This is a genomic window from Mesorhizobium tamadayense, assembly GCF_003863365.1.
In the GTDB taxonomy this organism is placed as follows: domain Bacteria; phylum Pseudomonadota; class Alphaproteobacteria; order Rhizobiales; family Rhizobiaceae; genus Mesorhizobium; species Mesorhizobium tamadayense.
This window is the reverse complement of sequence record NZ_RQXT01000031.1, coordinates 22,195-42,640: the sequence shown is the minus strand read 5'-3', so window position 1 is coordinate 42,640 and position 20,446 is coordinate 22,195. Positions and strand designations below refer to the sequence as shown.

24 protein-coding genes, 1 tRNA gene and 1 pseudogene are annotated in these 20,446 nt (G+C 63.2%); 10 read left to right on the top strand and 16 right to left on the bottom strand.

The annotated features are described in order from the left end of the window. Nucleotides 1-160 precede the first annotated feature (160 nt). Together EH240_RS22645 and EH240_RS22640 are read left to right on the top strand one after the other, a co-directional pair. Nucleotides 161-1,534 carry a class II 3-deoxy-7-phosphoheptulonate synthase gene (locus tag EH240_RS22645; protein ID WP_125002752.1) on the top strand — a complete coding sequence of 458 codons (1,374 nt, stop codon included), beginning with the start codon at nt 161-163 and terminating at the stop codon, nt 1,532-1,534. Between the two features lie 179 nt (nt 1,535-1,713). Next, complete coding sequence (locus EH240_RS22640) at nt 1,714-2,418, top strand: hypothetical protein (protein ID WP_125002750.1); 705 nt, start codon at nt 1,714-1,716, stop codon at nt 2,416-2,418. A 17-nt stretch (nt 2,419-2,435) separates the two neighbouring features. Here EH240_RS22640 and EH240_RS22635 read toward each other — a convergent pair whose 3' ends face one another. The 3 genes from EH240_RS22635 to EH240_RS22625 form a co-directional block, all read right to left on the bottom strand. Then, a complete protein-coding gene (locus tag EH240_RS22635; protein WP_125002748.1) occupies nt 2,436-3,203 on the bottom strand; it encodes an RES family NAD+ phosphorylase in 768 nt (255 codons plus the stop codon). Next, on the bottom strand, nt 3,163-3,540 hold the full coding sequence (locus tag EH240_RS22630; RefSeq protein WP_125002746.1) for an MbcA/ParS/Xre antitoxin family protein: 378 nt from the start codon (nt 3,538-3,540) through the stop codon (nt 3,163-3,165). The genes EH240_RS22635 and EH240_RS22630 overlap by 41 nt, the downstream gene beginning before the upstream one ends. A gap of 84 nt (nt 3,541-3,624) precedes the next feature. Next, nucleotides 3,625-4,695, bottom strand: a complete 1,071-nt coding sequence (locus EH240_RS22625; RefSeq protein ID WP_125002744.1) for a GGDEF domain-containing protein — start codon at nt 4,693-4,695, stop codon at nt 3,625-3,627. Between the two features lie 316 nt (nt 4,696-5,011). Between EH240_RS22625 and EH240_RS22620 the strand changes: the two genes are divergently transcribed. Together EH240_RS22620 and EH240_RS22615 are read left to right on the top strand one after the other, a co-directional pair. Further along, nucleotides 5,012-5,431, top strand: a complete 420-nt coding sequence (locus tag EH240_RS22620; protein ID WP_125002743.1) for a GFA family protein — start codon at nt 5,012-5,014, stop codon at nt 5,429-5,431. 76 nt (nt 5,432-5,507) lie between these two features. Continuing rightward, nucleotides 5,508-5,867, top strand: a complete 360-nt coding sequence (locus EH240_RS22615; protein ID WP_125002742.1) for a diacylglycerol kinase — start codon at nt 5,508-5,510, stop codon at nt 5,865-5,867. Between the two features lie 24 nt (nt 5,868-5,891). On the opposite strand, the gene EH240_RS22610 is transcribed toward EH240_RS22615, so the two are convergent. Together EH240_RS22610 and EH240_RS22605 are read right to left on the bottom strand one after the other, a co-directional pair. After that, nucleotides 5,892-6,500, bottom strand: coding sequence for a DedA family protein (locus EH240_RS22610; RefSeq protein WP_125002740.1), 609 nt, complete (start codon nt 6,498-6,500; stop codon nt 5,892-5,894). Then, a complete protein-coding gene (locus EH240_RS22605; RefSeq protein WP_125002738.1) occupies nt 6,497-7,060 on the bottom strand; it encodes a DUF1003 domain-containing protein in 564 nt (187 codons plus the stop codon). Before EH240_RS22605 ends, EH240_RS22610 begins: the two co-directional genes overlap by 4 nt. A 207-nt stretch (nt 7,061-7,267) precedes the next feature. Between EH240_RS22605 and EH240_RS22600 the strand changes: the two genes are divergently transcribed. The 3 genes and pseudogenes from EH240_RS22600 to EH240_RS22590 form a co-directional block, all read left to right on the top strand. Then, entirely contained in the window at nt 7,268-7,981 is a 714-nt protein-coding gene (locus EH240_RS22600; RefSeq protein ID WP_125002736.1) for a DNA-3-methyladenine glycosylase I, read from the top strand. A gap of 178 nt (nt 7,982-8,159) precedes the next feature. Next, on the top strand, nt 8,160-9,839 hold the full coding sequence (locus EH240_RS22595; RefSeq protein WP_125002734.1) for an NAD+ synthase: 1,680 nt from the start codon (nt 8,160-8,162) through the stop codon (nt 9,837-9,839). A gap of 380 nt (nt 9,840-10,219) precedes the next feature. Further along, a pseudogene (locus tag EH240_RS22590) lies at nt 10,220-10,651 on the top strand (ABC transporter ATP-binding protein); the annotation flags it as partial. Between the two features lie 101 nt (nt 10,652-10,752). Here EH240_RS22590 and EH240_RS22585 read toward each other — a convergent pair. The 4 genes from EH240_RS22585 to EH240_RS22570 form a co-directional block, all read right to left on the bottom strand. Then, complete coding sequence (locus tag EH240_RS22585; protein WP_125002732.1) at nt 10,753-11,241, bottom strand: NUDIX hydrolase; 489 nt, start codon at nt 11,239-11,241, stop codon at nt 10,753-10,755. Between the two features lie 210 nt (nt 11,242-11,451). Then, nucleotides 11,452-11,952 (bottom strand): xanthine phosphoribosyltransferase, encoded by a 501-nt coding sequence (gene gpt, locus EH240_RS22580; RefSeq protein WP_125002730.1) that lies wholly within the window; start codon nt 11,950-11,952, stop codon nt 11,452-11,454. 114 nt (nt 11,953-12,066) lie between these two features. Beyond that, nucleotides 12,067-12,900: a universal stress protein gene (locus tag EH240_RS22575; RefSeq protein WP_125002728.1), complete on the bottom strand. Its 834-nt coding sequence runs from the start codon at nt 12,898-12,900 to the stop codon at nt 12,067-12,069. Nucleotides 12,901-13,005: 105 nt separating this feature from the next. Next, on the bottom strand, nt 13,006-13,746 hold the full coding sequence (locus EH240_RS22570) for a competence/damage-inducible protein A (RefSeq protein WP_125002726.1): 741 nt from the start codon (nt 13,744-13,746) through the stop codon (nt 13,006-13,008). A gap of 127 nt (nt 13,747-13,873) precedes the next feature. Here EH240_RS22570 and EH240_RS22565 point away from each other — a divergent pair, with 127 nt between their 5' ends. Both EH240_RS22565 and EH240_RS22560 read left to right on the top strand, forming a co-directional pair. Next, the gene (locus tag EH240_RS22565) at nt 13,874-14,848 is read left to right on the top strand and encodes an alpha/beta fold hydrolase (RefSeq protein WP_125002724.1); all 975 of its coding nucleotides are present in this window, start codon (nt 13,874-13,876) and stop codon (nt 14,846-14,848) included. Between the two features lie 177 nt (nt 14,849-15,025). Further along, nucleotides 15,026-15,307 (top strand): hypothetical protein, encoded by a 282-nt coding sequence (locus EH240_RS22560; protein ID WP_342634107.1) that lies wholly within the window; start codon nt 15,026-15,028, stop codon nt 15,305-15,307. Between the two features lie 67 nt (nt 15,308-15,374). Here the strand turns inward: EH240_RS22560 and EH240_RS22555 are convergent, their stop codons facing one another. From EH240_RS22555 to EH240_RS22545, 3 genes are all read right to left on the bottom strand, one after another. Further along, nucleotides 15,375-15,614, bottom strand: a complete 240-nt coding sequence (locus tag EH240_RS22555; RefSeq protein WP_125002720.1) for a DUF2188 domain-containing protein — start codon at nt 15,612-15,614, stop codon at nt 15,375-15,377. Between the two features lie 31 nt (nt 15,615-15,645). Continuing rightward, a complete protein-coding gene (locus EH240_RS22550) occupies nt 15,646-15,924 on the bottom strand; it encodes a DUF982 domain-containing protein (RefSeq protein WP_125002718.1) in 279 nt (92 codons plus the stop codon). A gap of 96 nt (nt 15,925-16,020) precedes the next feature. Next, nucleotides 16,021-17,124, bottom strand: coding sequence for an NADH:flavin oxidoreductase/NADH oxidase (locus tag EH240_RS22545; RefSeq protein WP_125002716.1), 1,104 nt, complete (start codon nt 17,122-17,124; stop codon nt 16,021-16,023). A gap of 218 nt (nt 17,125-17,342) precedes the next feature. On the opposite strand from EH240_RS22545, the gene EH240_RS22540 reads away from it, so the two are divergent. Then, the gene (locus EH240_RS22540) at nt 17,343-17,921 is read left to right on the top strand and encodes an NUDIX domain-containing protein (RefSeq protein WP_125002714.1); all 579 of its coding nucleotides are present in this window, start codon (nt 17,343-17,345) and stop codon (nt 17,919-17,921) included. Nucleotides 17,922-18,059: 138 nt separating this feature from the next. Here EH240_RS22540 and EH240_RS22535 read toward each other — a convergent pair. From EH240_RS22535 to EH240_RS22520, 4 genes are all read right to left on the bottom strand, one after another. Then, nucleotides 18,060-18,145: transfer RNA gene (locus tag EH240_RS22535), tRNA-Leu, on the bottom strand. Between the two features lie 297 nt (nt 18,146-18,442). Further along, on the bottom strand, nt 18,443-19,108 hold the full coding sequence (locus tag EH240_RS22530) for an outer membrane protein (RefSeq protein ID WP_125002712.1): 666 nt from the start codon (nt 19,106-19,108) through the stop codon (nt 18,443-18,445). A gap of 91 nt (nt 19,109-19,199) precedes the next feature. After that, nucleotides 19,200-19,382 carry a hypothetical protein gene (locus tag EH240_RS22525; protein ID WP_125002710.1) on the bottom strand — a complete coding sequence of 61 codons (183 nt, stop codon included), beginning with the start codon at nt 19,380-19,382 and terminating at the stop codon, nt 19,200-19,202. Between the two features lie 88 nt (nt 19,383-19,470). Next, entirely contained in the window at nt 19,471-20,322 is an 852-nt protein-coding gene (locus EH240_RS22520) for an alpha/beta fold hydrolase (protein ID WP_125002708.1), read from the bottom strand. Nucleotides 20,323-20,446 lie beyond the last annotated feature (124 nt).

Sequence of the window (20,446 nt, the reverse complement as noted above, 5' to 3'; positions counted from 1 at the left end):
CGGCTAGAATAGGAAATCGGCTTCGTGTAAGGAGCCGCGATCCTGATACAGGGTAGATTTGCAGGCGAGGGCGCCTGCTTGTTTGTTTGACGCAATTCCGGACGGAAAACCGCTTCGCGCTTTTCCTGGAATTGCTCTGAAAGGGCGTTTGGGTGCAGCGATGACGAAATGGTCGCCGAATTCGTGGAGGGCAAAGCCGATCAAGCAGGTGCCGGCCTACCCGGACCTTGCGGCGCTGCAGACCACGGAGGCGCGGCTCGCCACCTATCCGCCGCTGGTTTTTGCCGGCGAGGCGCGCAAGTTGAAGAAGCAACTGGCGGCGGTCGCCGCCGGCGAGGCCTTCCTGCTCCAGGGCGGCGATTGCGCGGAGAGCTTTGCCGAGCACGGCGCGGACAACATTCGCGATTTCTTCCGCGTCTTCCTGCAGATGTCGGTCGTGCTCACCTTCGCCGGCGCGCAGCCGGTGGTGAAGGTCGGCCGCGTCGCCGGCCAGTTCGCCAAACCGCGCTCGTCCGACAACGAGACCAAGGCCGGCGTGACGCTGCCGAGCTACCGCGGCGACATCATCAACGGCATCGAGTTCGACGCCGCGTCGCGCATCCCGGATCCGGCGCGGCAGGAAATGGCCTACCGCCAGTCTGCCGCGACGCTCAATCTTCTGCGCGCCTTCGCGCAGGGCGGCTATGCCAGCCTGGAAAATGTGCATCGCTGGATGCTGGGCTTCGTCGCCGACAGCCCGCAGGGCGAGAAATACGGTGCGCTGGCCAACCGCATTACCGAGACGATGGATTTCATGCGCGCGGTCGGCATCACCTCCGAAACCAATTTCGCGCTGCGCGAGACCGATTTCTACACCAGCCACGAGGCGCTGCTGCTGGGTTATGAAGAGGCCCTGACGCGCGTCGATTCGACCTCCGGCGACTGGTATGCGACCTCTGGCCACATGATCTGGATCGGCGACCGCACGCGCCAGCCCGACCATGCGCATGTCGAATATTGCCGCGGCATCGAGAACCCGCTCGGCCTGAAATGCGGTCCGTCGCTGACGCCGGACGGCCTGCTGGAACTCATCGACCTGCTCAACCCCGAGAACGAGCCCGGCCGGCTGACGCTGATCGCGCGTTTCGGCTCCGACAAGGTCGCCGAGCATCTGCCGCAGCTGGTGCGGGCGGTGAAGATGGAAGGCCGCAACGTGGTGTGGTCTTCCGACCCGATGCATGGCAACACGATCGAGGCAGCCGGCTACAAGACGCGGCCGTTCGACCGCATTCTCAAGGAAGTGCAGACCTTCTTCGAGGTGCATCGCGCCGAAGGCACGCATCCCGGCGGCATCCATGTCGAGATGACCGGCAAGAACGTCACCGAGTGCACGGGCGGCGCCCGCGCCATCACGGCGGAAGACCTGCAGGACCGCTATCACACCCATTGCGATCCGCGCCTCAACGCCGACCAGGCGATCGAGCTGGCCTTCCTGGTCTCGGACCTGCTCAAGAAGAGCCATCCGGTCCAGCACAAGCAGGCCGCCAACGCCTGAGCCCGCTTCCAATCTGATTTGTCGATCAAGCGCCGGAGAAATCCGGCGCTTTTCGATTCAGGAGCTGGGACATGCCGGTCACATGAGCGATTACGAAAATGTGTCCGCTCGCGACCATTGCAAAACCAAGATTGGCGTGAAGCGTGCGCGCCCCACGCCAACCCGCTTCCCCGGTTATCATGCGTCACGAGCATGCCATCATCCACCACCGCGCGATCGACTTCTGGTCGGCGCGGGCGGCGGTGCTTGTCGTCATCTGCCTGCAGCTTCTCGTCATCAACGACCTGTCGTTCGGTCCGCGCTGGCTGGCTCCCGTAATCGAGGCGGCGCTGCTCATGCCGCTGTCGATCGCAACGGCCTGGACGCAAATGGCGACGCAGAAAGCCGTCGACCACGAGCATTGGTACGCGATCGGCCGGTTTCGCGTCTTCATCCGCCGCACCGCCCTGGTCATGACCGGGGTCATCAGCATCATGAATTGCGGATCTCTGGTCTTGCTGGTTCGAGCTTTGCTCGAAGGCCATGCCGGCGCCGGCACGACGCTGCTTGTCGATGCGCTGAACATCTGGGTGACCAACGTCATCGTCTTCGCGCTGTGGTTCTGGAGCACCGATCGCGGCGGACCGCCGACCTGCGGCCTGGTCAAGCGCGCGCATGCGGACTTCCTGTTTCCGCAGATGACGCTGCCCGATCGCGAGACGCGCGACTGGCTACCCGGCTTCGTCGACTACGTCTTCCTGGCCTTCACCAACGCGACGGCGTTCTCGCCAACCGACACCTTGCCGCTCACCCAGCGCGCCAAGCTTTTGATGATGGCCGAAGCGATGATCTCGTTGCTGACCATCGCGCTGGTAGCAGCACGTGCCGTGAATATTCTCGCTTAAAGCGAGTCGCGCTGAAACTAGCGGCCGCGCTCCCAGCGCATGTCCGCCAGCCGCGGATCCGCAAACGCGGTCCGCGAGAATTCGAGCCGCCTGTCCGGGAATTCGCAGATCGCCTGGATGCCGAACGAGCCGATGCGGATGCGCCAGGTGTGAGGTTCCAGCGGCTTGGCCTTGGCAAAGCCCCTGCACGTTAGGAGCGCGATGTTGGCGCCTTTCGGATCGCGCGCCGAGCGGTAGCGGATCGCCTGCATCTCGGCCTCGCGCGCCACATCGGCGATGGCCTGGCAGGCGGCGTAGTCGGTCGGATGCGTCCATGTCTTCTCGTCGCGGTCGAGCGGCGGCCGGGTGAGGTCGACGGCCTTGTCGCATTTGATCGAAGCCGCAAAGGCGGTGTATTCGGCTGCATCGTTCGGCCATTGCGTCTGTGGCGATTCAGCGAAGAACAGCAGGCGGTAGAAGGCCATTTCTGCCACCGCCGTCAGCACCGTCTCGGCGGCGTAGTAGACGCCTTTCGTCTTGCCCGCGCGGCGGAAGCGCGAGCCGTACGGATAGATCGAGCCGTAGCGGAAGGGCGTCGCCAGAAGATAATGAAGGTGGCGGCACTCGAGCGGGATCTGCAGCTTGGTCTCCTCGATGAGATCCTCGAGCAGGCCCTGCTCGTCGAGCGTGTCGACGAGCTTCAGCGTCGAGACGCGATGCTGCGCCTCGACCATCCGCCAATACTTGCCTTCGAGCCTGACGGCCTCAGACGAGAGCGCGTCGGGAGTCCAGGTAGGCGATGACATCGACAAGTCCGGCAATGGTCAGGATTCTTTCGAGCGGCGTGCCGTCGAGCGCCGTGTTCGGGTTCTTCAGCCATGCCCGGGCGACGGTCTTGTCGCCGCCGACGATAGCGTCGAGCGAGCGGAACAGCCGGACGAAGAGCACCGCAAGCTCGAACGGCTTGGTGCCGCGCTCGAGCAGGAATTCCTGCTTGCGCATGCGCGAGACCGTCGCTTCCGAGACGCCGATGACCAGCGCCAGCGTTCTCGCGGTGATGTCGAGCAGGTCGGCCGCGCGCAGCGTGGCCTTGGTGATGACGGCATTCTCCGCCGCCGTCGCGGCGGCGACTGGACGTTGCATGAGCGCACCCTTTCATTTCTGTGGAAAATATAGTCCACAAAAATTCATTTGGAAAGGGATCTGCCTGGATGCGCCCGCGTAAATTCAGTCTTTCTTGTAGAGCAGCCAACCCTTGCCGGCACGGCCGGCCATGGTGGAATGCCTGGTGACCCGGTTGCGGCCGCCGACTTTGGAGCGATAAAGCGCGCTGTCGGCCTTGGTGTAGAGGTCTTCGGGGGTGTCGGCCTCGGAGGCCATGCAGATGCCCATCGAGACGGTCACGGTGCCGTAGTTCGTGCCCGTCTGGCTGCTGGTGAACGGCGTCTGCTCGATCAGCACGCGGAGGCGCTCGGCGATCTCGTAGGTAGTATCCTCGCTGGCGCCCTCGACAATCAGCGCGAACTCCTCGCCGCCGGTGCGGGCCACGAACATGTCGGCGCGAATGCTGGATTGGAATATCTCGGCGATGATCTGGATGATCTTGTCGCCGACCGGATGGCCGTAACGGTCGTTGATGTCCTTGAAACGGTCAATATCGGCAAGGATCAGCGCGTTGAACAGGATCCCGCGGTTGCTGTTGTAGATGCGCGTGATTTGCTTATCGAAGGCGCGGCGATTCCAGATCTGCGTCAGCGGATCGGTGTCGGCGAGCCGCTTGTATTCCTCCAGCTTCGATTTGACGCTCTCAAGCTCGGCCGTCTTCTCGCTGAGCGTGCTGGAGATTTGCCGGTTGTGATCGAGGGTCGAATTGGTGGCGGCCGACATGGCGCCGGCAATCTTGTGCAGCAGCTCCTGCGAAAGCAGGCTGCGATTGCTCAGCCCGCTCGACGTCTCGTCGAGGATGCGGCCGTATTTCTCGACATGGGTGCGTTCGCTCCGCAGCAGCGCTGCCACATCCTCCAGCTCCTTGGCGATCACATCGCGGGCGTGCTCGACTATGGCGGGCCCATGGTGCTGCGGGACGAAGGTGCGCCCGATGCGATCGAGCTCCTCCTGCGTCGGCCGGTTGCTCAATGAGACAACGGCAAGGCTGAGCTCGTGATTGCTGCCGCTGAGCGCCTCATAGAAGATTTCATAGTTGCGAGGCAGGCCGAGCACGCCGAGCTGGCGCATGGTCGCCACAACGGTGCTGGCGATGTCGCTATTCGTGTCGGTCGGGACGGCTGCCGGCTGCATAGTCTGTTCACTACCCTTCAGTGCGACCGGAGACCTGCCACGCCGGGAGCCGCCAACACGGGGATTGAATCAGAATTGCGAATGCGAGGGCGCGTCCCCAATACGACCATCGCTTGCAGGAGTCATAGATGCAGTCGCGCTAAAGTTTCCTTAATATCCTGCATTTCATCGTTTCCGCTACCACAGGGTGCAATTCGGTGCAGAAACGGCTTTCGAATAGCGGCTCTTCGGTGTCGCATTTGCCCATGCCGGGCGAGCGCAAAACTGGAATCTTGTCCGGCAACGATCGAGGCGAACGATGTCGAAGGAGGCCGGGATGGACGAAAGTCACAGTGGATCGTGCCTGTGTGGAGCGGTGCGCTTCAGGACGAGAGGGCCGTTGCGCGGGGTGATCTATTGCCATTGCTCGCAATGCCGCAAGCAAACCGGCCATTTCGTTGCCGCGACCTCCTCAAAGGATGCCGAGATCGACATAGAAGGAGCCGACGCGCTTAGCTGGTACGGCGCATCCGGCGTGGCGAAACGCGGCTTCTGCCGTAATTGCGGCTCGGTGCTTTTCTGGAAGCATAGCGAACTGGACACCATCTCGATCATGGCCGGGTCGTTCGACAAGCCAACCGGTCTTTCGGCCGAAAGCCACATCTTCGTCGGCGATAAGGGCGACTACTACGCCATCGACGACGGACTGCCGCAGTTCGAGAAGTCGACGCCATCGATCAAGGTTGCGAATGAATGATTTTTGGGACGGCTGCCTTATTCCCTTGATCCGGCCATTGCGATATCCCCTGCCGAGGACTCGAAGAGGGCAGGAAATGCAGCGGCTGGTCGATGCTTTCGTCAATTCGGTGCGGGCCTTCCGTAGGCTGGCCGCCACGGAGACAGCATTCCAGCAGGAGCTGTTGCTGCTCGCGCTTGCCCTGCCGGCCGGCTGGTTCATCTCGGTCTCCTGGCGCGGCTATGCCTTGCTGGTCGGCGCGGTCCTGCTCCTGATTATGGTCGAGGTGCTCAACACCGGCATCGAGGCGGCGTGCGACGCCATTTCCCGCGAGTTCCACATCGACATACAACTCGCCAAGGATTGCGGCTCGCTGGCCGTGCTGATTTCGATCGTGATCGCAGGCGGGGTCTGGGGCATCGCCATAATCGAGCGCATCATTGGCGCGCCGATCTGATCCGTAAGCACGGATCGGCCAGCTTTAGGATTCCGCCCCACCCTCGTTTGCATCCTTTGCGCGCTCCTTTCCGGCGAAGTGGTGGGCGACCAGCCAGGCAAGCACCGCGACGCTGAGACCAACGGCCAGTGCGATGAGCAGGCGCTCGTGGTGGGCAAACGCCTGGCCGACCATGCGTTCCGCGCCCAATCCGAAGACATAACCGACGGTGCCGAACAGGGCCGCCCAGACTGCCGATGAGATCGCGTTCAGGATGACGAAGCGCGGCACCGACACGGTCGAAAGCCCGGCGGCGATGCCGCCAACAAGGCGCATCCCGTAGATGTAGCGGTTCGTCAGCACGTAAATGTTGGGATGGGTGTTGAGCAGCCGGTAGGCGTGGCTGAAACCAGGCCGCTTGCGCAACCTGACGACATAGGGATGGTCGGCAAAGCTGCGGCCGAGGGTGAAGAACAAGGTATCGCCGGCGAAGGCGCCGAGAAAGGCAGCCAGGAAAGCCTGCCAGAGCACGAAAACCTGCTGATGCGCGAAGAAGCCGCCGAGGATGGCGGCGCTTTCACCCTCTGCGACGCAGCCGAGGAAGACTGCGATCAGCCCGTATTGCTCGATGAGACGGTGGATGACCTCGGTCATCGGGTCGCCGACCCCGCAGTCAGTTTCTCGTCGATCCGCCTGATCTGCTCGGCCATGCGCAGGATCTCGTCGCGCATACCGACGATCTCGCTGTGGCGCAATTCGTCGAGCTTCTCATGCAGAGCCATGATCTCGATCTCCGCCTTCAGGTTGACCTCGTAGTCATGGGCGGCATCGATGCGGTCGCGCTCGGTCTGGCGGTTCTGCGACATCATGATCACCGGCGCCTGCAGGGCCGCGATCATGGAGAGCACGAGGTTGAGGAAGATGAAGGGGTAGGGGTCGAAGGCGTCGCGCGACAAAAGCCAGGCATTGCCGGAGGTCCACAGGATCAGGAAAGCGATGAAGCCGAGGATGAAGGTCCAGGAGCCGCCGATACGGGCGATGGTGTCGGCGACGCGGTCGCCATAGGTCTGGTGGAAGGCGACGGCTTTGTTGGTGTCCCGTGTAACCGTGGTGCGGTCGAGCGCGCTTTGCAGAACGCGGCTTTCCATGGCCGTGAGACCGTCAGGTTTCCGCTTCAGCCAGCGATTTGCCAGATCGTCGATCGTCCTGTTCATGGTCGCTCCATCCCTCAGGCCTGCATATTTGTTCCCGCGCAAATGCGGGTGGAAAACCGCAATGCACTTTTCCTGGAATTGCTCATATGGTTTCACGCAATTCCTGACGGAAAACCGCTACGCACTTTTCCTGGAATTGCTCATAGAGGTAGAGGCTACCGGCCCGTACGGGAAGTGATAGATTGCTCCGAACAGGCGAGGGCAGAGATGGCTGACTTCCAGAAAATTCATGCCCGGGCGGCAAAGCGCAAGGGCGGGGAAGAGGCGCTGGCGTCGCTGCTTGGACCGATGCCCGATAATGCGGCGGTGGCGAAAATCCCCGACGACCGCATCCTCTCCACCATGGCCGAGCGCATCTTTGCCGCCGGATTCGTCTGGCGTGTCATTGAGCAGAAATGGCCGGGTTTCGAGGAGGCTTTCCTCGGCTTCGAGCCGAAGCGGCTTTTGTTCCAGCCGGACGATTTCTGGCACGAGCTGGCTTCCGACAAGCGTATCGTGCGCAACCCGCAGAAGATCAGATCGGTGCGCGACAACGCGGCCTTTGTCGACCGCGTCTCGAAGGAGCATGGCGGCTTCGGCAAATTCCTCGCCACTTGGCCGGCCGACGATCAGGTCGGACTGACCGCCTATCTCGGCAAGCATGGCAGCCGGCTCGGCGGCAACACCGGCCAGTATTTCCTCAGATGGCTGGAGTGGGATGCGTTCGTCGTTTCGGCCGACATGGCGGCGGCGTTGCGCGACGCCGGCCTCGATATCGCCGAATGCCCGGCCTCGAAGAGGGACCTCGACAAAATCCAGGCCCAGATCAACCAATGGGCCGCGGAAACCGGGCTGCCGCGCCGGCACATCTCGCGCATCCTGGCAATGTCGATCGGCGAAAACCGCTCCGTGGAAGCGCTAAGCGAGTACATGAACGACTAGGCCTGATGGGCGAGATATCACGGTCGATCGGGATACGATCTGCGTCCGTCGATCGGGATACGATCTACGATCGATCAGGATATGATCTAAGATCGATCAGGATACGATCTGCGATCGATCCTGTTTGGCACAAGCGATCGGCATTGCCCGGCGATTTCCGCCACGCTAAATCCACTGCATGACCCAGACCGCTCCAGACATCCTTCGCATCGCCGTCGCCCAGCTCAATCCGACCGTCGGCGACGTCGCCGGCAATCTCGCCAAGGCGCGCGAGGCGAGGGCGGATGCAGCCCGCCAGGGCGCCGACCTCGTGCTCTTCACGGAGCTGTTCCTTGCCGGCTATCCGCCGGAAGATCTGGTGCTGAAGCCGTCCTTCCTGAAAGCCTGCGAAAAGGCGGCTGAGGATTTCGCCAAGGACACCGCCGACGGCGGTCCCGGCGTCATCATCGGCACGCCGCTGAAGCGCAAGAGCGGCACGCATAATTCGATCGTCTTCGCCGATGGCGGCAAGATCGTCGCCGAGCGCTACAAGCTCGACCTGCCGAACTATGGCGAGTTCGACGAAAAGCGTGTCTTCCAGGCCGGGCCGGAGCTGCAGGGGCCGGTGAATTTCCGCGGCGTGCGCATCGGTATCCCGATCTGCGAGGACATCTGGGGCGACATCGCGGTCTGCGAGACGCTGGCCGAAAGCGGTGCCGAGATCCTTTTGGTGCCGAACGGCTCGCCCTACTACCGCGCCAAGATCGACGTCCGTCACCAGGTCGTCATCCGCCAGGTCATCGAAACCGGCTTGCCGATGATCTACGCCAACCAGCTCGGCGGCCAGGACGAGCTTATCTTCGACGGCGCGTCGTTTGCCATCGGCGCCGATAAGACGCTCGCCTTCCAGATGAGCCAGTTCGAGGAGGCGGTCGACGTCGCCACCTGGAAGAGAAAAGGCGACCATTGGGTCTGCTCGGAAGGCCCGATGTCGAAAATTCCCGACCGGGACGAGGCCGACTATAGGGCCTGCATGCTCGGGCTGCGCGACTACGTCAACAAGAACGGCTTCAAGAACGTGGTGCTCGGCCTCTCCGGCGGCATCGATTCCGCGATCTGCGCTGCGTTGGCCGTCGACGCGCTCGGCGAGGAGCGGCTGCGCACCGTCATGATGCCCTATCGCTACACGTCGAAGGACTCGCTGAAGGACGCCGAGGACTGCGCCCGCGCGCTCGGCTGCCGCTACGACATCGTGCCGATCTCCGAGCCGGTCGAAGGTTTCCGGCATGCGCTCACCCAGCTTTTCGAAGGCACCCAGGAAGGCATCACCGAGGAAAACCTGCAAAGCCGCGCGCGCGGCACGATCCTGATGGCGATCTCCAACAAGTTCGGCTCGATGGTGGTCACCACCGGCAACAAGAGCGAGATGTCGGTCGGCTACGCCACGCTCTATGGCGACATGAACGGCGGCTTCAATCCGATCAAGGACCTCTACAAGATGCAGGTCTACGCGCTGTCGCGCTGGCGCAATGCGCATGTGCCGCCGGGTGCGCTCGGCCCATCGGGCGAGGTCATTCCGAAGAACATCATCGACAAGGCGCCGTCGGCGGAGCTGCGCGAGAACCAGACCGACCAGGATTCGCTGCCGCCCTATCCGGTGCTGGACGACATCCTTGAGTGCCTGGTGGAGAACGAGATGGGTGTCGACGACATCGTCGCGCGCGGCCATGACCGGGCGACGGTGACGCGCGTCGAGCACCTGCTCTACATCGCCGAATACAAGCGCCGCCAGGCGGCGCCCGGCGTGAAGATCACGAAGAAGAACTTCGGCCGCGACCGTCGATACCCGATCACCAACCGGTTTCGGGACCGCGGCTAGGCGCCCGAATGCCCGGGCGGCCACAACCCGCCGTTGTTGCAAATTCATCGCACTGCTTGGACCAGATGCCTTTTTGGGGACAGCCTGCCTTGGCGAGGTGGTGAGGCGCCTCTATAAGGGCCTCTCCGCGATTCCCTCCCGGGAGGACCGTATGGCAGGAACTGACATCGTTATGCGTGGCCGCGAAGCCTAGGTCTGCACCGGCCGTCCGAAACTCTTTCGGAAAGCCACACGCAGAACAGGCATTTGCCGCTGCCGGTCGCCGCCTCCGGGCGGGCGCCATACTGAACCTCCCGCTTTTAGAGGGCGCCATAGGGCGTCGACGCGGTTTTCCAATTTGACTTTACCGGGACCGGGCCTTTCTGCGCCCGGATGACATCATGGCTCGTTTCAAGATCGATCTGCGCGCGAGCGCCTTTCGCAGCGTGCTCGGCTTCACGCCCGGCCACTGGCGCCGTCAGCCATGGCGGCTGTCGCTCATCATGGGCGCGTTCCTGCTCTCGACGCTCGCCGACGTGCTGACGCCGCTCTATTCCGGCCGGCTGGTCGACGCGGTCGCCAGCAGCGCCGGCGCCGATGAGCTCGCGTGGCACGCAGCAATGACGGCGTTCTCCATGCTGATGGCGCTGGCGTTGGCCGGCGTCGTGCTGCGCAACGCCGCCTTCATGGGCATCGTCGAATTGACGTTGATGATGTCGGACATCGCGGCCGATGCTTTCCACCGCGTCCAGCGCTTCTCGACCGACTGGCACGCCGACAGCTTCGCCGACTCGACCGTGCGCAAGGTCACACGGGGCATGTGGGCGCTCGATTAGCCGAATCGGCATTGCAACGACAACAAAGCACCGATACTTGCGCACCGCAATGCGCGGCACGCTCGTCTGGCTGCATATGCGGTTATGAGATCGATGATTCAGACGAATTTATCCGGATCGGCGCAGAAATAGGCGATGATCTGACAAAGATCGGGCTCGTTGACCATGCGGACGGCCTCGGCGGAGACGACCCATTTGCGGGTGCGCGCGCGCTTCTCCTTCCAGCGGTCGGCGACGCGGTCGACCTTGAGCGGGAATACCAGGACCTCGCACGGCACTTCCTCGCCGGATGCCAGGACCTTGGCGTAGAAATAGCGGCCGGCCTCGAGATGGGAAACGGTGCCGCGCAGTCCGGCCTCCTCGCCAGCCTCGCGGGCAGCGGCTTTGCATAGAGGCTCCCTGGCCTCCGGCCAGCCTTTCGGCAGCACCCAGCGCCCGGTATCGCGGCTGGTGATCAGCATGATCTCGACGCCGTTCTCATTCTCGCGCCAAGGCAAGGCTGCAACCTGCAGGCGGCATGGCGCATTGCCGAAGAGCCGTCGGACTCTTTCGGCCATTTGGTTGTGCGTCGTTGGCCTCGTCAACATCGTAGAAGCTGCCCTCAGCCTCCGGAATCGTTTGCCGTCAAACGAATCTTACGACGTATCGTAGACAATAAAAGTAAAAAACTTCACTCGGATTGGTTAAGTTCGACCCGGGCGGGTTAATTTGGGGCAAATATCGTGCCCGACTGCCTTCAGTTGTGAGCAAACAGTGTTCGTCGGCGGCTCTGGACAGAAATAGCGGCTTCCGACGAATCAGCCGGCGTGATCATCGGCGATCGGCTTCTGGTAGGTGAAGCCCATGTCCCACGGGAAGTATATCCAGGTGTCCTGACTGACCTCGGTGACGAATGTATCGACCAGGGGCCTGCCCTTCGGCTTCGCATAGACGGTGGCGAAATGCGCCTTCGGCATCATGGCGCGCACGATGCCGGCCGTCTTGCCGGTATCGGTGAGGTCGTCGATGATCAGGACGCCGGCGCCGTCTTCGACAAGAAGCGAAGGGGAGATCTCCTTCAGCACCTGCAACTGACCCTGGCTCGTGTAGTCGTGATAGGAGGCGACGCAGACCGTCTCGATGACGCGGATGCCAAGCTCGCGCGAAATGATCGCGGCGGGCACCAGGCCGCCCCTGGTGATGCAGACGATCGCCTTCCACTGGCCTTTGTTGGCGCCGGAAAGCCGCCAGGCGAGCGCGCGGGCATCGCGGTGGAACTGGTCCCAGGAGACCGGAAAGGCTTTTTCGGGAAGGGACATGGTTCGCGCACTCCGCAAGCGCGCGCCGCGGCGCGCGAGATACAATGGAATGCGGGCGGAATTAGCCGGAAAGCGCCAGCCTTGGCAAGGTGGCAGCCAATGATGGCTGTGAACTTATCTCGACAGGAAGGCCGCTATGTTTGCCGTGCGCAGCACAGTGCGGGTGACGCCGCCGAACAGTAGCTGGCGCAGCCAGGAGTGGCTGTAGGCGCCGAGCACCAGCAGGTCGGTTCCGGATTCCGTGATCCTTTCCTGGATAATGTCGTCGACCGAGGCTCCGGCCGATTTCTGCACGGAGACGCTGACATTGGCGCCGTGGCGGGATAAGGCCGCCGCGATCTCGGCGCCCGCCGCCTCGGGAGCCTCGTCAAGCGTCTCCGGCGGGTCGATGACGAGAATGTCGGTCTTGTCCGCTTCGCTGATGAAGGGCAGGGCGTCGAATGCGGCGCGCGCGGCCTCCCTGCTGCCGTTCCAGGCGAGCAGCACGCGCCTGAAGGTGGTGACGAGCGGCCCGGCATGCGGAACGACAAGCACCGGCCGGCCGGCGTCGTAGACCAGCGTGTCGACATCGGCGCCCGGATCGCCTCCGGTATCGCGCTGCGCGGCGATGATCAGGTCAGCCGCCCGCACGCTAGATATGCCGGTCAGCGCGCTGTCGCCGGAGAAGCTTTCGAGGCTGCGCCACTCGAAGGACAGGCCGGAATCCTCCATGCGTCTGAGAAAGACCGCCCGCAGCTTATCGGCTCGCTCCTTGTTCATCTCGGCCGAGACCTGCAGGAATTCAGTGTCGGGGAAACCGGTGGCCGACGTGTAGGGGACCGGAAGCGCCTCCGCATGGATGCCGACGAGGTGGCTCTCGAACCGCTCGGCGAGCGGGATGGCGCAGTCGAGCACGCGCTCGGCGTCCTGTTCGTTCTGCAGAATGGCGACGATCGTCTTGAAGCGCATGACAGGTCCCTCAAATTTGTCGGCGCAAGCGCGCCTCCGGCCATCAAATGGCCGGCACGAAAGTGCCATGCCAGAAACGCCGGTGCGCCCGTTCTGGTTCCGGGATCAACTCGCGGCCGACAGGCCCGCCACCATGGCCTCAACGTCTTTGCGCGCGACCTCGAGAGCCCCTTCGCTGCGGGCGCGCACCACAAGCTCGGTCCAGAACTTGCCGTCGCCATATTTCGGGTAGGAGCCGATGATGGTGTCGGGATGCGCCTTCTGGATGTCGGCCAGCGGTCCGCCGATCAGGCCTTCGCCGAACGGGCAGTGCACTGCAGCCGACAGCATCTTGGTGCCGGTCTTCAGTGTCGGCACCACATTGTCGAGCATCGCCTGGAAGATCGACGGCACGCCGGCCATCACGTGAACGTTGCCGATTCGGAAGCCCGGCGCGATCGATACCGGGTTGTCGATGTGGTCGGCGCCGCGCGGCATGCGCGTCATGCGCTTGCGCGCCGCGGTGAATTCGATGCCACGCTTGGCATAGCTTGCCTCCAGCATGGCGTAGGCCTTGGCATCGTATTCGCAGGGCACGCCGAAGGCCTTGGCTATCGAATCGGCGGTGATGTCGTCATGCGTGGGGCCGATGCCGCCGGTGGTGAAGACATAGGTGTGGCGGGCGCGGAGCGCGTTGACGGCGGCGACGATCTCGTCCTCCTCGTCGGGAACGATGCGGACTTCTTTCAGATCGATGCCGATCGCCGTCATGATATCGGCGAGATGACCGATGTTCTTGTCCTTGGTCCTGCCGGAGAGGATCTCATCGCCGATGACGAGCATGGCGGCGGTAACGATTTCAGACATGGCTGGCTCCGGGAACAAGGTCGCCTGAGATAACGCGGCAGTCAGCCGGCTGCAATGCGCAGGCGGGGCGGGCTCTTGTGGCAGAGGCGGTTGTGGGTAAGGTGCGCCGGTCCGGTCGGGGTGGAAGATGCTGATATCGGTTTTGTCGTGGCTGGTCGGCGGCCTGCTCGTTGCGGCGGCAGTCGTCGTGCTCGGCTCTATGCTTGCAACATGGTGGATCGCGGCCAGGGCTGAAAGGCTGGTGCCGGCTTGCGGCAAGTTCGTCGAGATCGACGGCAACCGCATCCACTATGTCGAAGAAGGCGAGGGTAGACCGATCGTCTTCCTGCACGGCCTCGGCGGGCAGTTCCACCATTTCCGGCATACGCTGTTCGGACGCTTCGGTGCCGGCTACCGGCTGATCGCTCTCGACCGGCCGGGTTCGGGATACTCGGTGCGGGCAGCCGGGGCGAGCGGCCGCCTGCCCGAACAGGCGGAAGCGGTGTGGCGTTTCATCGAGGAGCTCGAGTTGGAGCGGCCCTTGATCGTCGGCCATTCGCTCGGCGGCGCTATCGCGCTTGCGCTCGCGATCGAGCATCCGGCGGCGATTTCAGGCATCGCGCTGCTCGCGCCGCTGACACATCTGGAGGCGAGGGTGCGCCAGAAATTCGACCTGCTCTATGTGCCTTCACGCCTGTGGCGCCGGGTCTTGGCCCACACGGTAGCGATACCGGCCAGCCTGAAATATGCGGAGCCCACGATGAAATTCATCTTCGCGCCGCAAGCGGTACCCGGGGATTACATGATCGCCGGAGGCGGGTGGCTCGGGCTGCGGCCCGCCCATTTCCATGCGACGTCGTCGGACTTCGTGGCGGTGGAAGAGGATCTCGGCCGCCTGGAGCAGCGCTATGGCGAGATCGCGATGCCGGCCGGCATCCTGTTCGGCGCGGAGGACCGGGTCATCGGCATCGCGGCGCATGGCGAGCCGATGCCGGGCAAGATCGAGGAGCTCGACTTCGAACGGGTACAAGGGCTCGGGCACATGCCGCAATTCGTGGATCCGGAACGCGTGGTCGCCTTCATCCGACGCATCGCTACACGTGCGTTCGCAGGCGCGGCCTGAATTTCGAGGGTGACCTGCCAAGTCCCATGTTGCGGGGCGGCTCACGGCCTCGTCACAAAAATGTGTCGCACTTCTTGCTCTACGCAGATTTTGCCTTGGAACTTTTGCACCCAACCCTGGGTTTCATTCGCGTCGCCGGGAACGCTTCGGCGATCAGCGAAATGGAGTCCGATGCTTATGAAAGTTCTTGCAGCCTCCGCGCTCATGCTGGGCATGGCAACCTCAGCAATGGCGCAGTCCTCGGACATGTGGTCGTGGTGGCACCGTGATCGTCCGGTCTCGAACGAACGGGTCGAGCCCGTCGATCCTTACACCACAGGCAGTATCTCTTCGAGCATCGAAGCCACCGGCCTTAACAGCCTCGGCAATCCAGGCCCCATCGGCCCATGCGCCTCGGATACGCCCGGACCCGACGCCAATTCCGGGCAGAACGTCAACGACCAGTACTGCGGCAAATAACCGACGCGTCCGCCAGCGGCCGGCATGAAGGCAGGGGCATGGTCGGTCGCGGCGCGGGCGTGAAGAACTAATCGGAAACTTCGGTCTGTGGCCGGTCGCGGCCGTCGGCCAGTTCGTCATGCCAGACACCCTCGGAATCCTCATACTGGATGCCGTCCGTGGCGCCGGCGACCTGTTGCTCGGCCGAGGCAATTTCGGCGGCGCGCAGCGCGTCCTGGTGCGTGGGAAACGTTTCTGAAAAAGTCGAGCCGACCTTGTAGGCCCACCCGCCGTCATGCTCGACGATCTTGTAAGTCAGTTTCGCCATGGAATCCTCCGGTCGAGAAACCCTTGCTTGCTCAATGCAGCTTTTCGTCAGGCAACCTGTCTTCGGGAACCAGCACTTCGGATTCTTCGGCTGCCTCGATCAACGCGCGGCGTGCGTCCGCCGTCGAACGATAACCTTCCAGCGCTTTGAGGCAAGTGTCGAGGGCATCACGATGCCGCTGGCCGCGATTGAGCGGCCACACGGTCATCAGGCACTCGGCGGCTTCGCGGGTGCTGCGGATCTGGCGATATTTGCCGACTTGGCCGAGCTCGACCACCACCGGCTTTTCAAATGGCTTGCTGTCTGTCATGGCCGCCAACGCAAAACGGCCAATTTGGTTGCAATCGTGGCGGGACGCCTGCGCCCAAAGGTCTCAGCCCCTGCGTCACCTGCGGAGATAGCCGGTTCAGCCGGCCGCCTTCATCCAGTGCCGCATCGTCGTGACCGAGCGCGCCAGCTGCGGCGCCGGACGGATCTCCTCGCCGAACGTCGCGGCCGCGCGCCAGCCCCAGCGCGGATCGGCAAGGAAGGCGCGCGCCAGCGCCACCATGTCGGCGCGGCCATCGGCCAAAATCGCCTCGGCCTGCTGCGGATCGTCGATCAGGCCCACGGCGCGCGTCGGAATGTCGGCACCCTTGCGCACGGCTTCGGCCAGATGCACCTGGTAACCGGGACCGCCGGGCAGCTGCTGCAATGGCGAATTGCCGCCGCTGGAGCAGCACAGATAGGCGACGCTTTCCGCCTTCAGCGCCTTGGCCACTTCGATCGCGTCTTCGACCTCGAAGCCGCCGTCGACCCATTCCTTCACCGAAAGGCGCGCCCCCATCATCAAGGCCGGCGCGGCCTTCTTCACCGCCCTGGCGATCTCGACGGCGAAGCGCATGCGGTTTTCCAGCGAGCCGCCCCAGCGGTCGGTGCGCTGGTTGGAGAGCGGCGACAAGAACTGGAAGATCAGATAGCCGTGTGCGGCGTGCAGCTCGATGAAATCGAAGCCGGCGCGCTCAGCCCGCCCGGCCGCCTCGGCGAAACGTCCGATGACTTGCTGTATCTCATCCTCTTCCAGGGCGTGGGGCACCTGCCAGCCCGTATCGTAGGCGATCGCCGAGGCCGACACGATCGGCCAGGGATCCTGGTCCGGCTTCAGCGGCCCGCCGCCTTCCCACGGGCGCTGACACGAGGCCTTGCGGCCGGCATGGGCGAGCTGGACGCCGAATTTGGTGGCGGGCGCGGCGACGCGCCTGGCGGCATCGAGCGTGCGCTTGGCCGCCGCCTCGTTGTCGTCGGAGTAGAGGCCAAGGCAGCCATGCGAGATGCGGCCGCGCCGCTCGACGTCGGTCATCTCGACTGTCACCATGCCGGCGCCGGACATGGCCAGGTTCATCCAGTGGTGAAGATGCCAGTCGCTAGCGGAACCGTCCTCGGCCGAATACTGGCACATTGGCGCCACCGCGATGCGGTTGGGGAAGGTGAGGCCGCCGAGGGTGATCGGCTGGAAAAGCGATGATGTCATGAGACGGGCTCCTGGGAGAGATATCGGTATCTAGGCACCCGCGGTGCTTCGCGCCAGACAAGAGACGGTGAGAGTCTGCTGGGCCAGCGGCTTCGGCACATTGCGCACGATCCTGTTCGCTCTATCTCTTTTGTTTTGACGCAATTCCGGACGGAAAACCGTTTCACACTTTTCCTGGAATTGCTCTAACCCTTGTCGCCGGCAGCAAGGAGCTCATCATGGAAGATCGCGTGCGCGTCCGTTCTGAAGAAGTCCTGTCCGATGATTGGGCGGTGCTGAAGAAGACAGTGCTCGACTATCGCCGCCGCGACGGGCGCTGGGAAACGCAGACCCGCCAGACCTACGACCGCGGCGACGGCGCGGTGATCCTGCCCTACGATCCCGACCGCTCGACGGTGCTTTTGGTGCGGCAGTTCCGCTATCCGGCCTATGTCACCGGCCATCGCGAGCCGCTGATCGAGGCCTGCGCCGGCCTGCTCGACGAAAACGATCCGGAAACCTGCATCCGCAAGGAAGCGGAAGAGGAGCTCGGCTATCGTCTGAAGGACGTTGAGCGGCTGTTTTCGCCTTACATGAGCCCCGGCAGCGTGACGGAACGGCTCTGGTTCTTTACCGCGCGCTATTCACCTGGCGACCGCATCTCCGACGGCGGCGGAGCACCGGAGGAGGGCGAGGACATCGAGGTTCTGGAGATGCCGCTCGACGAGGCGCTGGCCGGCATTGTCGACGGCCGTATCATCGACGCCAAGACCATCATCCTGATCCAGCATCTCAAGCTCAATCCGATCAAGGCTTGAGCCGCAGCGACATTTTTGCGCCCTTAATCCAGCAGCAGGTTGCAGCAGCAACAGCCTGCCTCGCCAAGGCTTTCGGAGGACACTCCTCTATCCATCGAGCCTCAGGTGGCCTGCCACCGAAGCTCGAAGAGCGAAGGGTGGTGCGGACGGCGGGGATCGAACCCGCACGATCAGAGATCGAGGGATTTTAAGTCCCTTGCGTCTACCAATTCCGCCACGTCCGCAGGCGAGTCCTTTTCAGATGCCAGCCGCAAGCCGTCAAGCCATGTTTAGCCGGGGCGGTCTTTCCGTGGAGCACGACAGCGCAAAACTGGCGATGTGATGCGAGGAGTGCCTCGCGGAAATGCCGGCGGGCAAGACCATTTCGGCTTGATCTGGATAGTGGTGTGATCACGGAATTACGCCTCGGGAGGCGCGCGCTAGGCTAATTCACGCGACAGATTTGATCTGCCGCGGCCGGCGTCCATCAGGCCCTACCCATTCCCCCCGCCCCCTGCGGGCGTCGGCCGTCTTCATTCCTCTCAGAATTTATAGCTGAAGTTCACGCCCAGCGTGTGCAGCTTCACGTCCTGGTCGCGGTCGGAGAAGTCGTCCGGGACGTCGAAATGCTCCTTGCCGAAATCGTAGTAGCGATACTGCGCGCCGACGATGATATTGTTGCCGAGCGCATAGTCGATCCCGGCGCCGATCGTCCAGCCGGCGCTTGTGCTTGTCTTGGCGAAGCTGGTCCCGGCATCTTGCGAGGTCTCGATGCCGGCGAAGGCGACGCCGCCGACGCCGTAGATCAGCCAGCGATCGACCGCCAAGCCGGCCTCGGCATTGACCGATCCGAACCATTTGATGTCGGTGCCGACAGAATTTCCGGGGCCCAGCAGGGCCGAACCGTCGATCGAGGAATAGTTGAGCTCGCCCCGCGCGCCGAGCACCGCCTGGTTGAACTGCCAAAGGCCGGCGACATGGCCGCCAACAAAGCCGCCATCGAGATCGGGCGAAGCGGCGAACGGCTCGCCTTCCGTGCCGGAGATGTCGGAGGAGCCCCAGCCATAGCCGGCCTGCAGGCCGGCATAGTAGCCCGTCCAGTCGAAGCCGGGCGCGGTCATGGGCAGGTCGACGCCTGCGTCGGCAGCCAAGGCCGGCCAGGACAGCAACGCAAGAAAGCCGACACTGGCAAGCGTCAAGCGACGCATCGAACTCTCCGAAATGGCGGTTTCGAAAGACTCTTCAACGCAACCTAGCGTTATTCGCCGAGAAACGGAATTGCATTCCTGCAACAGTGGTTTACGTCGGTGGATTTCGCACGCGGTCTTCCAGATCGCGCTGCTTCTCCTCGAGCGAGGCCAGCCGGCTGAAAGCGTACTCTGCGAGTAATGAGCCGACGGCGAAGATTGCAATCGGCCCGGCCCACGCCCAGAATGATTGCAACGCGAAGAAGGTCAGGCCGGCCAAGGCTGCCGACAGCATGAAGATCGCGATCCTCATTGTCTGCGCCACCTTGCGCTATCCGGATGATTAGGCAGCGAGCATTGGTGCTTGCTCGCTCACGCGCCGGCTATTTGGCGTCGATGAAATCGAGCGCCGCCTGGCTGTACTCGTCCGGCGCCTGCAGCATCGCGAAATGGCTGGCGTTTGGCAGGATGATCAGCCTCGCGCCCGGTATGGCGGAGGCCATATATTCCGTGTGAGCCCGTTTGATCGCCTCGTCGTGGTCGCCGGCGACGATGGCGGTCGGCGTGGTGATCTTGCCGAGCTCCTCCTTCGTCCAGGCCGGCTGCGATTCCCACATATGGCTGATCTGCGCGACGAAGGCGTCATACTGGTCAGGCGTCTTCGACATTTTCTTGTAGTCGCGGCCCGAGCGTTCGATGTGGGCGGCAAACGTCTTGTTGGTCATGACGCCTGGATCGACGCCATCCGTGGTGACATTGGCAGCCTGCGCGAAGAGCCTCGTCAGCCGCTCGGGATGATGAAGCGCGATGTCGATGCCGATGATGCCGCCGTCGCTCCAGCCGACCAGGGCGGTCTTGTCGATCTTGAGAAAGTCCAGCAGCGCCAGATAGTCCGAGGCCATGAGATCGTAGCCATAGGGCTCGCCGGTGCGCGTCGAGCGGCCATGGCCGCGGCTGTCGGCAACGATGACCTTATGGGTCTTGGAGAGGGTGACCACCTGGCTTGCCCAGATATCGGCATGGCCGAGGCCGCCATGGATGAGCAGGACCGGGTCGCCCTTGCCGAAAACGGCGTAGTACATCTGGATGCCGTTGACCGGCGCGTAGCCGCTTTCGTCGGCTTTGGGCATCGCGGCCGGCTCCGGCAAGGTCTGCCAGCGCTCCTCGGCGGTGGCGAGGGCGGACGATGCGGCGAACAGGATGATGGTGGCGAACGCTTTCCAGAAACGGGTCATCTTTCCCCTCCGACGGTTCGTTTCGACGGTCAGCATCGCTTTTCGCCTGGAATAGTCAACAAGCTCAGCTTCTGGGCTTGATGCCGGAGGGACGCTCTGGCTCCGCAGGCCGACATTTGCGAGA

Excerpts from the sequence above, each read along its gene's own strand:
- EH240_RS22585 (WP_125002732.1), bottom strand. The coding sequence starts at position 11,241 with ATGTTGACGAGGCCAACGACGCACAACCAAATGGCCGAAAGAGTCCGA.
- EH240_RS22610 (WP_125002740.1), bottom strand. The coding sequence starts at position 6,500 with ATGACCGAGGTCATCCACCGTCTCATCGAGCAATACGGGCTGATCGCA.
- EH240_RS22575 (WP_125002728.1), bottom strand. The coding sequence starts at position 12,900 with ATGCGCTTCAAGACGATCGTCGCCATTCTGCAGAACGAACAGGACGCC.
- EH240_RS22605 (WP_125002738.1), bottom strand. The coding sequence starts at position 7,060 with ATGAACAGGACGATCGACGATCTGGCAAATCGCTGGCTGAAGCGGAAA.
- EH240_RS22595 (WP_125002734.1), top strand. The coding sequence starts at position 8,160 with ATGACCCAGACCGCTCCAGACATCCTTCGCATCGCCGTCGCCCAGCTC.
- EH240_RS22625 (WP_125002744.1), bottom strand. The coding sequence starts at position 4,695 with ATGCAGCCGGCAGCCGTCCCGACCGACACGAATAGCGACATCGCCAGC.
- EH240_RS22630 (WP_125002746.1), bottom strand. The coding sequence starts at position 3,540 with ATGCAACGTCCAGTCGCCGCCGCGACGGCGGCGGAGAATGCCGTCATC.
- gpt (WP_125002730.1), bottom strand. The coding sequence starts at position 11,952 with ATGTCCCTTCCCGAAAAAGCCTTTCCGGTCTCCTGGGACCAGTTCCAC.
- EH240_RS22540 (WP_125002714.1), top strand. The coding sequence starts at position 17,343 with ATGGAAGATCGCGTGCGCGTCCGTTCTGAAGAAGTCCTGTCCGATGAT.
- EH240_RS22555 (WP_125002720.1), bottom strand. The coding sequence starts at position 15,614 with ATGGCGAAACTGACTTACAAGATCGTCGAGCATGACGGCGGGTGGGCC.
- EH240_RS22565 (WP_125002724.1), top strand. The coding sequence starts at position 13,874 with ATGCTGATATCGGTTTTGTCGTGGCTGGTCGGCGGCCTGCTCGTTGCG.
- EH240_RS22615 (WP_125002742.1), top strand. The coding sequence starts at position 5,508 with ATGCAGCGGCTGGTCGATGCTTTCGTCAATTCGGTGCGGGCCTTCCGT.
- EH240_RS22570 (WP_125002726.1), bottom strand. The coding sequence starts at position 13,746 with ATGTCTGAAATCGTTACCGCCGCCATGCTCGTCATCGGCGATGAGATC.
- EH240_RS22520 (WP_125002708.1), bottom strand. The coding sequence starts at position 20,322 with ATGACCCGTTTCTGGAAAGCGTTCGCCACCATCATCCTGTTCGCCGCA.
- EH240_RS22620 (WP_125002743.1), top strand. The coding sequence starts at position 5,012 with ATGGACGAAAGTCACAGTGGATCGTGCCTGTGTGGAGCGGTGCGCTTC.
- EH240_RS22600 (WP_125002736.1), top strand. The coding sequence starts at position 7,268 with ATGGCTGACTTCCAGAAAATTCATGCCCGGGCGGCAAAGCGCAAGGGC.
- EH240_RS22640 (WP_125002750.1), top strand. The coding sequence starts at position 1,714 with ATGCGTCACGAGCATGCCATCATCCACCACCGCGCGATCGACTTCTGG.
- EH240_RS22635 (WP_125002748.1), bottom strand. The coding sequence starts at position 3,203 with ATGTCATCGCCTACCTGGACTCCCGACGCGCTCTCGTCTGAGGCCGTC.
- EH240_RS22560 (WP_342634107.1), top strand. The coding sequence starts at position 15,026 with ATGAAAGTTCTTGCAGCCTCCGCGCTCATGCTGGGCATGGCAACCTCA.
- EH240_RS22525 (WP_125002710.1), bottom strand. The coding sequence starts at position 19,382 with ATGCTGTCGGCAGCCTTGGCCGGCCTGACCTTCTTCGCGTTGCAATCA.
- EH240_RS22545 (WP_125002716.1), bottom strand. The coding sequence starts at position 17,124 with ATGACATCATCGCTTTTCCAGCCGATCACCCTCGGCGGCCTCACCTTC.
- EH240_RS22530 (WP_125002712.1), bottom strand. The coding sequence starts at position 19,108 with ATGCGTCGCTTGACGCTTGCCAGTGTCGGCTTTCTTGCGTTGCTGTCC.
- EH240_RS22645 (WP_125002752.1), top strand. The coding sequence starts at position 161 with ATGACGAAATGGTCGCCGAATTCGTGGAGGGCAAAGCCGATCAAGCAG.
- EH240_RS22550 (WP_125002718.1), bottom strand. The coding sequence starts at position 15,924 with ATGACAGACAGCAAGCCATTTGAAAAGCCGGTGGTGGTCGAGCTCGGC.